Origin of the sequence: Acidiluteibacter ferrifornacis (assembly GCF_009909615.1) — a bacterium.
In the GTDB taxonomy this organism is placed as follows: domain Bacteria; phylum Bacteroidota; class Bacteroidia; order Flavobacteriales_E; family Vicingaceae; genus Acidiluteibacter; species Acidiluteibacter ferrifornacis.
The window spans coordinates 389,656-401,883 of record NZ_WWNE01000006.1 but is presented as its reverse complement, the minus strand read 5'-3'; the positions used below and the strand labels follow the sequence as shown (position 1 = coordinate 401,883).

The window sequence follows — 12,228 nt, the reverse complement described above, 5'->3', positions numbered from 1 at the left end:
GTCCCAATTATTCGGGACGGGGTTCAATTATTTTTTAATCTTAGTATTCGTCTTCATTAAAGAAGAAGTCCTCTTTGGTTGGATAATCTGGCCAAATATCTTCGATGGTCTCATAAGACTCACCTTCGTCTTCCATCTCCTGCAAGTTTTCTACAACTTCCAAAGGAGCACCAGTTCTGATGGCAAAGTCAATCAACTCATCTTTGGTTGCCGGCCATGGAGCATCTTCTAAATTTGATGCAAGTTCAAGTGTCCAGTACATAATATTCTAATTTTGATTTTTGCAAATGTAATTTTTTAAGTGAATAATTTTCACCTTTTCTAAAATCATTTATTTTAATTCTAAATTTTTATTAATGAATTGTTTAGGTTTATTTTTTATTGTCTAGGTACCCATGGAGTTTCTGTAGCTCCCATTTTTTTCGTCAGATATCGCGATAAAACAAACAAATAGTCTGAAAGTCGATTTAAATATTGCATTATGGTGCTATCTACTTGAGATTCTTCACTCAAGTGCACTGTTATTCGTTCTGCTCTTCTACAGACACATCGAGCTACATGGCAAAAGCTGATGGCTTTGTTTCCACCAGGTAGAACGAAATTTCGCATTGGTGGAAGATCTTCATCCATCTTATCAATTTCATTTTCCAGAAACTCGATATCAGCCAATGACAATTCAGGTAATTTCATCTTCGACTTTTCAGGATCGGCTGCCAATAAAGAGCCAATCGTAAATAATCGATCTTGCACTTCTATCAAAACCGTTGTTTCGTGCTCACCAATTTTATGATCACGAATTACTCCAATGTACGAATTCAATTCATCAACTGTACCATATGATTCTATTCTAAGGTGATGTTTCGGGACTCTTGTTCCCCCTATTAAAGAGGTCATTCCCTTATCGCCTTTCTTTGTATATACTTTCATTAAAATGTATGCTTTTATCTGCTAACAATACCAGCAGTAGATTGTTTTAATTATTAAAGGTTGTAATCGATTCGTTTTTAATATCTGATTCTATTTCTCCATCTCTTAATCGAATTATACGATGCGCATGCATCGCTATATCTTCTTCGTGAGTTACTAGTATTATTGTATTTCCTTTCTTATGAATCTCATCAAAAAGAGCCATAATTTCGTACGATGTTTTGGTGTCTAGGTTACCTGTAGGCTCGTCGGCTAAAATAATAGAGGGGGAGTTCACCATAGCTCTGGCTACAGCTACTCGTTGACGCTGTCCTCCTGATAATTCATTGGGTTTATGATCCATTCTGTCATTTAAGCCAACTTGAGTGAGCATGTTGGAGGCAATTTCTTTTCGATCTGTTGAACTTTTTCCAGCGTAGATTAAAGGTAATGCCACATTTTCCAGTGCAGTAGAGCGTGGTAAAAGATTAAATGTTTGAAATACAAAGCCGATCTCTTTATTCCTAATTTCTGCTAGTTCGTTATCTGTTAGTTTGCTTACTGCGTTTCCATTCAAAATATATTCTCCTCCTGTTGGAGTATCCAGGCATCCTAGAATATTCATTAGAGTAGATTTGCCTGATCCTGAAGGTCCCATCAACGCTACATATTCGTTTTTTTGGACTTCAAATGAAATTCCTTTCAATACTTTAATGACTTCGGTTCCGAGTTTAAAGTTTCGAGTTAAATCTGTAATGCGTATAATTGGATTCATGAGATAGTATTTAATTCAAATTTATTGAATTCTGTAGGATATACTTTCACTTAATGATAAACGGTAAAATCCTCCTTCGGTTGTTCCTTTCTAAAAAAGACAAATCCTAAATGATATGTGTCGACTGTAACGGTAACCCGTGGATCTTTTTTGATTTTCGTCCAAGCTTTAGTCATTCCTCTACTCCAATAAATATCATCAAAAATAAATACAGTATTGTTGTGGATATAGGGATAACACATTTCAAAGTATTCTAAGGTGGCTTTCTCGGTGTGATTGCCATCAAAATAGATGAGGTCGATGGAGCCAAACTTTTGAAGAATTCCAGGAAGCGTCTGGGAGAAATCTCCAACAATTGAGTTGATGTTTTGAGCGTTTAATTTTTCAAAATTTAGTCGCGCTACTTTTGCAATGTTGGGGCAGCCTTCAATAGTAAAGAGTTGATTGTTGGAGCTAAATTGTGATAAATATAGACTGGAAAGCCCAAATGATGTACCTAGTTCTAGGCTTTTTTTAGGCTGAAAATAGTTAGCAACTCTAAATAGAAGTTGTGCTTGTTTTTTTGGTTTTAATGTATTTTTTGCAATGGATTGAATACTCCTTTTATTGTTTGATGTAGTTCTGGATCCTGCTCCTAAATCAGTGACATTTATTTCTTGTGTAGTCAAGAGTAGTTTGGCTCTAAGAGATTCAATGTCTTCAAAAATGTAATATTGATCTTTAGAATCGATAACCTCTTTTATAAATTGATAGACAAAAGGGGAGTGCACACCATGTCCCCTTTTTTTGGAGATTAGTAAATGTCTCAGAAAATGAAATGCTGCGTGCAACTGTTTCATTGTGCGAATTTACTTTTTTGAATTTAATACAAAAGAGTTTTATCGATTAACCAACTTTTATTAATTAGAGGAATTATATCGACAAAAAAATACTCCTTTTCGATATTTCGGAAAGGAGTATAATCTATTTTAGTATCAAGAAAATTACCAGATAACTGCTCTTGCAGAATCTTTGGCTACCATTGGACTATTTTCATTACATCCAAATGCTTCACTAAATTCAGATAAGTTAGCCAAAGGACCTCTTACTCTGTATTCTCCCGGAGAGTGAGGATCTGTAATAATTCTGTTTCTCAATTCTTCCTCTGTCATATTCATGTGCCATACTTGTGCCCAACCTAAGAAGAAGCGTTGTTGAGGTGAAAATCCATCAATTTTCTCAGGAACTCCATTTCCTTCAAAGGATTTCTCCATAGCATGGTAAGCTAGTATTAGGCCTCCAAGATCTGCGATGTTTTCACCTAAAGTTAATTTACCGTTTACAAATACGCTGTCTAATGCTTCAAACCCATTGAATTGTTCTACTACTTTATTTGCTCTCTCGTCAAATGCAGCTCTGTCAGCATCGGTCCACCAATTTTTAAGGTTACCTTCAGAATCGTATTTGCTTCCTTGATCATCAAATCCATGAGTAAATTCATGACCGATTACTGCACCAATTCCACCGTAGTTTAAAGCTGCATCAGCGTCTTTATCATAAAATGGAGGTTGTAGAATACCCGCTGGGAAAACAATCTCATTTTGAGATGAACTATAGTAAGCATTAACAGTTTGTGGTGTCATATACCATTCATCTTTGTCTACTGGCTTTCCTAGTTTGTCAGTCATTTCCTTATAGCTGAACATTCTTGCATTGATAATATTCTGAACGAGATTATCAGTAATTTCTACACTACTGTAGTCTTTCCACTTATCGGGGTAGCCTATTTTTTTATTGAAAGAAGCGAGTTTTTCTAATGCTTTTTCTTTCGTAGAATCACCCATCCAAGTTAAATTTTCAATTCTAACTTTAAATGCAGCTCTTAAGTTTTCCACCATCTGGCTTACTTCAGCTTTGCTTTCTTCAGGGAAGTGGCGTTCAACAAATGCTTTACCTAATAACTCTCCTAAACTTCCATTCACTGTACCTAAAGCCCTTTTCCATCTTGGCTTCATATCTTTAGTCCCTCTAAGTGTAGTAGCGAAAAAGCTAAAGTTTTGTCGATCAAAATCTTCACCTAAATAAGATGCGAAATTATCAAGAACACTCCATGATTGATAAACTTTTAACTCGTCAAGGCCATAGCTCTTGATGTAAGAGATGGCCTTGGTAATAAATTCTGGTTGAGAAACAATTATTTGGTCCACACCTTTTAAGCCGAGAATAGATGTGTAAGTGTCCCAATCTACCCCTTTAAATTTTGATTTGAATTCGTTAAATTCAAACTTATTATACGTTTTCTCAGGGTCTCTTCGCTCAACTCTACTCATAGATACTTTTGCAAGATCCGTTTCAATCTTTAGAATAGTTTCAGCTTTACTTTTTGCTACTGCTTCTTCGTCTCCTAATAAACTGAACATTTTTACGATATGCTCAACGTATTTCTCTCTTATTTCAACAGATTTTGCATCATCTTTCAAATAATAATCTCGGTCTGGAAGTGTTAATCCACTTTGATAAATATGAGTGATGTAGGCAGAGCTGTTTTTGTCATCTTGGCCAACATACATACCAAACATAGACCCAATACCCTTTTTAGAATATTCTGCAGAAAGCTTAAGGAAATCTTCTTTTGTTGTGAGTGCTTTAATTTCCTCTAACATCGGTTGAATAGGTTGAGCGCCTAATTCATTTTGTTTTGTGGAGTCCATAGCACTTTTGTAAAGGTCACCAATTTGCTGTTCCTTGCTTCCTTTTTTTGCATTCGTCATTGCAGCATACTCTTCAAGGATAGCTCGTAATCGAGTGTTGTTACCTTCTGTAACTACATTAAAACTACTCCAACGGCTTTCGGTTGATGGAATAGGATTATTTTTTAACCAACCGCCAATAGCGTATTGATAAAAATTGTCACATGGCGCAACTGTGGTATCTAAGTTGGATAATTCAAACCCACTTGGTTTTGTTGGAGTTTCAACTGTCGCTTCCGAAGGTGCTTGCTGGCAAGCAAATAATGCAGCAGCTGGAAGAATAAATAATAATTTTTTCATCTGATTTGTTAATTTGAAAAACAAACTTAATCCTTTGCATTTAGAAACTACGTCTTTTTTGATAAAAGGTAGCTTTAGTGGACGGGAGGCAGGTCAGATCAAGATTGATTTAAATAGAAAAAGCGAATCTACGATCCGCTTTTTCCATTCCCTAAAAAACTACTACTGAATTATGAACCTCTAGAAAGGCCGTAATCATTCCTGATTACACTTCAAATATAAAACAAATATTTAGATTATGTGTAAATACCTACGTATTTTTTTTGATTTTTTTTAGGAAGTTATAAATCAGTTGGTTTTAAACTTTAATATTTACTTAATATTTGAAGTAGTTGTTTTTTGCAAGTAGTTGTACTTTTGCGAAGAATTTAATTTTAAGGTTTTGAAGAGTTTCTTTTTTGCAGTTGCACTCTGTTTTAGCTTTATCTGTAGGGCGCAATTGAATGATTTAATGATAACCGAATTTGTAGATTGGGATTCAGGTTCGGGTTTCATAGTTAAAATATACAACCCTACATCTCAAACTATAGACTTATCTAACTACTATTTCCATTATTTTACTAATGGGAATGCTGTATTCCAAGCTTCCGTTCAATTAAACGGAACTTTATTTGCGAATCAAACTAAAACAATAGCTAATAATCCTTCTGGATCTATGGGGTGCAATCCTGATATTGTGTTGACGAGCATAACTGCTGGGACTAATGAAAATGATGGAGTTGCGATTACTTTAGGTCCGGCAGCTGCAGTTCCTTTAAATTCCATTTTTGTGGATATGATTAATTGCTTCGGTACTGATGTAGCACCAAAAATAGACGGACAAGCAAGAGGTTTATACAAGGAAAAGATAGTGAGAAAAAGTGATAATTGTATACGATATACCAGTACAGATGGTGTATCGCATAATTCATGGCCTTCGTCAAATACCACAAATGTGCAAGGATGGACTATAGTAACGCATGGTTGTCTTTCAGGAGGGAATTCCTTTAATCCATTTAATGTTCAAAGTACAGTGAATCTATCATTTTGTCAAGGCGGAAGTGTATTGATTAATGGAAAAGTTATATCGACGCCTGGAGTATACCGAGATACGATTCCTGCATTTAATAAGTGCGATAGTATTGTTGTGTATAATGTAACGGTTGATAATCTTAAGCAAAAATCGGAATCAATTAGCATTTGTCAGGGAGATTCTGTGTTTTTAGGTGGAATGTATAGAAAAGTATCGGGTTCTTATAAAGATACTATTAAGGTAACGAATGGTTGTGATACCTTATTAACAACTCAATTAGATGTATCGCCGATTGCTAGAACTAATGAAATCATTAAAAGGTGTGATGGAGAGTCAGTTGTGATAAACGGGCAAACTTACTTAGCGGATGCTGTAATAATTGATACCTTGCAGACTACTGATGGGTGTGATAGTATTCATGTAACTACCTTGAATTTTTCTCCATCCATTATTATGAATGAGAGTTATACCTTATGTCAAGGAGAGTCAGTAATGATTAATGGGGTTAGTTATTCTTCTAATGTAGATTTTCAATATGTAAAGTCAAGTGCCTCAGGTTGCGATACAACAGTAAATGTAATCGTTCAGGTGGTGAAAGTGAGTGCTACTTTTGATTGGCGTTCGTCTATTGGTGACTTTAAAACGGTTTCATTTCAAGCTAAAGATCCGTCTGGGGTTAGCTATTTTTGGGATTTTGGAGATGGTTCAAGTTCAACAGATATAAATCCTACGCACACGTATTTACCGGGTGTCTATACGGTTACCTTAAAAGTTGTTGGAGAGAAAGGCTGTGAGTCTGAATCGACTCAATTAGTGGCAATTTTAGAAAGTACAGATGATTTGTTTGTTCCTAATGTATTTACTCCTAATGGCGATTATGTAAATGATTTTTTTGAATTAAATGTATCTGCTCCTTTTGAGCTTCATGTTTCCATTTTTAATCGTTGGGGAGAATTGATTTTCGAATCCAATGATTGCTATTTCAAATGGAATGGAGAGTATAAAGGTGAAAAGGTTCAAACTGGAACATACGTCTATATTATTACTGGAAAGTTTAATCGAAAAGGTACGCTAACTTTATTGAGATAAAAGCATAAATAGCCGCTTCTAAATTATTAGAAGCGGCTATCTCTTTTTAGAGAATTACAGTTTGTCAATGAAACTTTTAATTTCTTCTTTGGCTTTTCCTGTTTTCTCTTGAATTCTACCGATCAATTCATCTTCTTGACCTTCCTCGTACTGTAAATCATCGTCAGTTAAGTCAGCATATTCTTGCTTTAATTTTCCCTTGAATTGATTCCAGTTTCCTTTTAGTTTATCGCTTGTCGCACTCATAATAGTAATTTTTAAGTTTGTATTGTTTTGACTGTGTAGGTGCTATAAGTGTTCCAAAATAATTACTTTTAGCTTAAGTGTTTATTAGTTAGTCGGTTGTTCGTTTTGTTAGATTGGAGTGGGAGGCTATTGTGAGGAGGTGTTGCAGCAAAAGGTGGATTTTATTACCGAAGTAAGGTGTGCTATACTTACAATCTTTTTGATACTTCATAAATTCAGAACGTAAAATACCGTTTCAGTTTTGAAGCGGCTTTAATTTTGTGGGCGATACTGGTCCCGATAGCTATCGGGACGAACCATTTGAACACTCCATTAAAAATGGAATCTAAATACCAATAAATAATAAAGAATGAAAAATAGAATGCATAAAAAAACTCTCTTGAAAATCAAGAGAGTCTCTTTTGTGGGCGATACTGGATTCGAACCAGTGACCCCCTGCTTGTAAGGCAGGTGCTCTGAACCAACTGAGCTAATCGCCCTTGTGTAAGGGGTTGCTTTTTTGTTAAGCGGTTGCAAATATACAACAAGCTTTTAATTCTACAAACAAAAAATGAAAAAAAGTTTAAAAATATTCAATGGCTTCTGCTACCGTAAATGTGCTACCGCCAATAAAAATTACATCGTTTTCATTCGCTGCGTTTTGCGCACTTTTAATGGCTTCTGCAATAGAAGAAAAAAGATTGCTATCCAATCCATTTTTTTTCATTGCTTCAGCTAATTTCTCTTTTGCAAGTGCTCTTGGGATCTTTGCTTCCGAAATATAGTAGTGTGCATCTTGTGGCAAAAGCTCAATTATCTTACTAATGTCTTTATCATTGACCATCGTAATCACAAAATGCAACTTCGAATACGAGAGTTCATTCAATTGTTCAGTGATAAATCGAATGCCTGCTTCATTGTGGCCAGTATCACAAATAGTCAGAGGTGACTTCGACAAGGTTTCCCATCGGCCCCTTAAGCCAGTATTTACAGTTACCTTTTGAAGTCCGTTTTCAATACTTTCGTCAGTTAGTGCTATCCTTTTCTTCAGTATTGTGCACGCACAAGCTATGGTACGCAAATTAGCTTTCTGATAGTTTCCTTTTAAGTCAAAATCTAGAAGGGGATGTTCGGTATCTTCAGCAAAGTAAATAGGTGCGCCGACTTCAGTAGCTTTTTGCTTAAAAAGGGCTTCCATTCCTGAGCCTTCTCCAATCACAACAGGAATATTAGGCTTAATAATACCTGCTTTTTCACCGGCAATTTCTTTTAAAGTGTTTCCCAATAAGTTTTGATGGTCATAGCTGATGTTGGTAATCACCGAAAGGATTGGCAAGATAATATTTGTTGAATCTAATCTGCCACCTAATCCCACTTCAATAATAGCAAAATCTACTTTTGAGTTTGCGAAATAATCAAATGCCAGACCAACGGTCCATTCAAAAAATGATGGCTTTATTTCCTCAAAGTTTTGCTGATGATTCCCCACAAAATCAATGATGTATTGTTCCGAAATCATTTGGCCATTAATCCGAATACGTTCTCTAAAGTCTACTAAGTGTGGTGAGGTATATAAGCCTACTTTATAGCCTTGCTCTTGTAATACGGAAGCTAAACTATGAGAAACAGATCCTTTTCCATTAGTACCTCCAACATGAATCGATTTGAATTTTCGTTCAGGATGGTTGAGTACTTTTGCAATGGCAATGGTGTTGGATAAATCTTTCTTGAATGCGGTGTTTCCCACTCGTTGAAACATGGGTAACTGACTAAATAAATAGTCAATTGTTTGTTGGTAATCCATTAATTCAATATGAATATAAAGGTCATTTGTCCCTTTTGCTCTTGAGCAGCATTGGGGTTGGCATTAAATTTTGTAGCCAAAGCAGCTTTTTGAGCTTTTTCGTATAAAATAGAACTAGTCGTTGTAGATCCTCTAGCGCCAGGGGTTGCTCTTACAACTTTTCCTGTATTGTCTACAATAATATCAACGACTACTTTTCCCTCTTCCTGAGAGTTGTCTGAAATTCTTGGAGCGCCCAACATACTTCGACCCGACAAGTTAAATGAAATGCCATTTCCTTGTCCACCTCCTACACGGTTTCCACTATTGGGGTCTCCATCATTAGCTCCTTGATCACCTTTTTGATCGGTGTCACCTTCTCCTGAGTTGGTGTTTTTATTATTTTTCCAATTGCTTAACGCATCCGTTAAGTTCTTATCGGGCTTCGGTTCCTCTTTTACAGGCTCCTTTACTTCTTTTGGTTCTTCTTTTTTCTTCTTGGTGTCTACAGCAGGAGCATCGTCGGTCGTTGTTAGGATTTCTTGATCCGCAATGACTTCATTAGGTACCTCTTCAGGGGTGTTGTCAATCATTTCTTCAGGAGTAGATGTAGACGTTTCTTCTACTGGCTGTTCATCACCCATTCCTACATCTGAGGTGCCAAAGTTTATAGTAATCCCTTCTTCCTCAGGTGGTGGAATCATATGAGTCATCCCAAAAAAGATAAATAGAATTAACATCACTACATGTAAGATTACCGTAGCTGCCATTCCAATTCTTTTGTTTTTTGACTCAAGTATTTGCATTAGTTTGGGTTTGTAGCAAGTACTAGTTTGAATTTATTTCTATTTGCAATGTCCATAATTTTAACGGCCTCTTCAACTGCAATAGTTTTATCTACATGCAAAATAATAGATCCATCAACATCGCCAGAAAGCGTTTTGATTAGCATGGGCTCAATGAATTCAAACTGAACAGGGTCTTCATTAATGTAATACTCCAGTTCTTTTGTGATTGATATAGACACTGTTTGCTTCGCTAATGTTTTGCTGGAGCTACTTGGTAATAAAAGTTTAAGTGCATTGGGACTTACTAATGTAGAAGTTAACATAAAGAAAATCAACAATAGAAAGACGATGTCTGTCATTGAAGACATGTTGAAATTTGCACTTACTTTATTTCTGGATCGAATTGCCATTATGCTGGTTCATTTAAGATGTCAAGAAACTCAGTTGTTCTTGCTTCCATTCTAAAAACAACCTTTTCAACTTTAGCGACTAATGTGTTGTATCCGATATAAGCAACAATACCAACAACAAGACCTGCAATTGTAGTAACCATGGCAGTATAGATTCCCTCTGCTAGCATAGCTACATCAATATTTCCACCCGCAGCAGCCATTTCGTGAAAGGCCAATACCATACCGATTACTGTTCCTAAGAAGCCAATCATTGGCGCGGCACCTGATATTGTAGCCAATGAAGCTAAGTTGGTCTCTAGTTTATAAAGTTCTAGTTTTCCCGTGTTTTCAATTGCTGCTGCAATATCACCCAGTGGTTTTCCAATTCTATTTACCCCTTTTTCAATCATTCTAGCAATGGGAGAGGAGGTGCTTTTACACAAAGCTTTTGCCGCATCTATTTTGCCATCATGGATAAAGTCTTTTATCTGATTCATGAAATTTTCATCCTCCTTGGCTGCTTTAGTAATGCTAAGGTAGCGTTCAACGAAAATATAAATAGTTAAAATAGAAAGAATGAATAGAGTTGACATAATAATTATTCCACCGACACCGCCTGAGGTAATCAAACTCATAATTGAAAGTGTTTCCTCGGTAGGAGTAACCGCAGCATTGTCAGCTATTGCTGAACCTGTATCGCCTGTCATATTGATTTGCAGTAACATTGAATGTCAATTTTAAAAGTTATGTTTTGTATAAGCTAAATTAGTGTTCTACAAGAATAGAAAAAGCTAACACCTGACTAGTTGTAAACAGTCAAATGTTAGCTTTTATTGTGGAATCTTTTATTGATTAATGGTAAAGTAAAATAAAAAAGACGGCTCCGATAATGTATCCTATCAATGCTAGCCAAGTAATATTTTTCAGATACCAGAAGAATGAAATTTTTTCCATTCCCATAGCAACCACACCTGCAGCAGATCCAATGATTAACATAGACCCTCCTGTGCCAGCGGCATAAGCGATAAAATGCCAAATGTGGTCATCCATCACAAAAGTATTCATGTCAAACATTCCCATACTCGCAGCAACCAATGGCACATTGTCGATTATAGCTGAACCTACCCCAAGTAGCAGAACAAAGTACTTGTTGTCCATTACAGCTTGAACATCTTGACCAAATTGGAAGATTAAGCCTAACGATTCCAGTGAAGCAACCGTCATTAATATACCCAAGAAAAATAAGATAGAGGGCAATTCAATTTTTGCCAATGCCTTTAATGTTGGACTCTTTACATGGTGTACATCTGTGTGGTCCAACTCTTCTTGATTAGTTACACTAGTCATGCTAAACTGGCGATTACTAATTAATTCAGCTATAAATGCAACTACCCCTAATGAGAGCATCATACCAACATATGGGGGAAGGTGAGTTATGGTTTTGAAGATAGGAACAAAAACAATCATAATTAAACCTAGATATAACATTGTCGGCCCCATTTTATTTTGCTCCCCATCTTCCTCGGGCATTTGGAATGTTCCTTTAAAAACTGGTAAAAAGCTAGCAATAATTAGCGGAATCGCCATACAAAGGAAGGAAGGCATAATTAAATATTCAATCAATTTAACAGTGGAAACCCGTTGTCCCATCCAAAGCATTGTGGTAGTTACATCCCCAATTGGAGACCAAGCCCCACCTGCGTTAGCAGCAAGTACAATTAGCCCAGCGTACCATATTCTAGTTTCACTATCCGGTATTAATTTTCTTAATATGGTAATTAATACAATAGTTGCTGTAAGGTTATCAATAATAGCTGATAGAATAAAGGCTAGACCCGATACAATCCAAAGTAATTTTCTTTTACTGTCTGTTTTAATGTATTTTTTGATGGTTGAAAACCCATCAAAATGGTCGATAATTTCAACTATTGTCATTGCTCCAATCAAGAAAATTAGAATCTCACAAGTTTTGCCAAAATGATGAAGTAAGGTGGACTCTAGCGTATGAAGCTTTTCATCGTGGTTCAATAATGAAAATCCTTCCATCATTTTATGCGAGTGAGAATCAAACCATCCAGTAAAACTGTCAATCCCAAAAGCGGTAAATGCCCAGGCTAATGCCATCATTAGTAGAGCAGGAACTAGTTTGTCAATCTTTAAACTATGTTCAATCGTGATTGCCGTATATCCTAATATGAATACAATGACAATTAGCGTTTCATATCCCAT

At 36.0% G+C, this 12,228-nt stretch carries 12 protein-coding genes and 1 tRNA gene; 1 reads left to right on the top strand and 12 read right to left on the bottom strand.

Annotated elements, in window-relative coordinates; all coding sequences use genetic code 11:
• Positions 1-40: 40 nt before the first annotated feature.
• The 5 genes from GQN54_RS08220 to GQN54_RS08200 form a co-directional block, all read right to left on the bottom strand.
• Positions 41-262: a DUF2795 domain-containing protein gene (locus GQN54_RS08220; protein ID WP_160633047.1), complete on the bottom strand. Its 222-nt coding sequence runs from the start codon at positions 260-262 to the stop codon at positions 41-43.
• Between the two features lie 116 nt (positions 263-378).
• Positions 379-927: a cob(I)yrinic acid a,c-diamide adenosyltransferase gene (locus tag GQN54_RS08215; protein ID WP_160633046.1), complete on the bottom strand. Its 549-nt coding sequence runs from the start codon at positions 925-927 to the stop codon at positions 379-381.
• Between the two features lie 46 nt (positions 928-973).
• Entirely contained in the window at positions 974-1,681 is a 708-nt protein-coding gene (locus tag GQN54_RS08210) for an ABC transporter ATP-binding protein (protein ID WP_160633045.1), read from the bottom strand.
• Between the two features lie 50 nt (positions 1,682-1,731).
• Positions 1,732-2,520 (bottom strand): O-methyltransferase, encoded by a 789-nt coding sequence (locus GQN54_RS08205; RefSeq protein WP_160633044.1) that lies wholly within the window; start codon positions 2,518-2,520, stop codon positions 1,732-1,734.
• A gap of 144 nt (positions 2,521-2,664) precedes the next feature.
• Positions 2,665-4,710, bottom strand: coding sequence for a M13 family metallopeptidase (locus tag GQN54_RS08200; protein WP_160633043.1), 2,046 nt, complete (start codon positions 4,708-4,710; stop codon positions 2,665-2,667).
• 451 nt (positions 4,711-5,161) lie between these two features.
• Here GQN54_RS08200 and GQN54_RS08195 point away from each other — a divergent pair, with 451 nt between their 5' ends.
• The gene (locus tag GQN54_RS08195) at positions 5,162-6,811 is read left to right on the top strand and encodes a T9SS type B sorting domain-containing protein (protein ID WP_160633042.1); all 1,650 of its coding nucleotides are present in this window, start codon (positions 5,162-5,164) and stop codon (positions 6,809-6,811) included.
• A gap of 54 nt (positions 6,812-6,865) precedes the next feature.
• Here the strand turns inward: GQN54_RS08195 and GQN54_RS08190 are convergent, their stop codons facing one another.
• From GQN54_RS08190 to nhaD, 7 genes are all read right to left on the bottom strand, one after another.
• Entirely contained in the window at positions 6,866-7,057 is a 192-nt protein-coding gene (locus GQN54_RS08190; RefSeq protein WP_160633041.1) for a CsbD family protein, read from the bottom strand.
• A gap of 404 nt (positions 7,058-7,461) precedes the next feature.
• Positions 7,462-7,536 (bottom strand) — tRNA-Val (locus tag GQN54_RS08185).
• An 83-nt stretch (positions 7,537-7,619) separates the two neighbouring features.
• Complete coding sequence (locus GQN54_RS08180; RefSeq protein ID WP_160633040.1) at positions 7,620-8,840, bottom strand: bifunctional folylpolyglutamate synthase/dihydrofolate synthase; 1,221 nt, start codon at positions 8,838-8,840, stop codon at positions 7,620-7,622.
• The gene (locus tag GQN54_RS08175) at positions 8,840-9,589 is read right to left on the bottom strand and encodes an energy transducer TonB family protein (protein WP_207554859.1); all 750 of its coding nucleotides are present in this window, start codon (positions 9,587-9,589) and stop codon (positions 8,840-8,842) included. Before GQN54_RS08175 ends, GQN54_RS08180 begins: the two co-directional genes overlap by 1 nt.
• A 35-nt stretch (positions 9,590-9,624) precedes the next feature.
• Positions 9,625-10,017, bottom strand: a complete 393-nt coding sequence (locus GQN54_RS08170) for an ExbD/TolR family protein (protein ID WP_160633038.1) — start codon at positions 10,015-10,017, stop codon at positions 9,625-9,627.
• Positions 10,017-10,724, bottom strand: a complete 708-nt coding sequence (locus GQN54_RS08165) for a MotA/TolQ/ExbB proton channel family protein (protein WP_160633037.1) — start codon at positions 10,722-10,724, stop codon at positions 10,017-10,019. The genes GQN54_RS08170 and GQN54_RS08165 overlap by 1 nt, the downstream gene beginning before the upstream one ends.
• A 127-nt stretch (positions 10,725-10,851) precedes the next feature.
• Positions 10,852-12,228: a sodium:proton antiporter NhaD gene (gene nhaD / locus GQN54_RS08160; RefSeq protein ID WP_160633036.1), complete on the bottom strand. Its 1,377-nt coding sequence runs from the start codon at positions 12,226-12,228 to the stop codon at positions 10,852-10,854.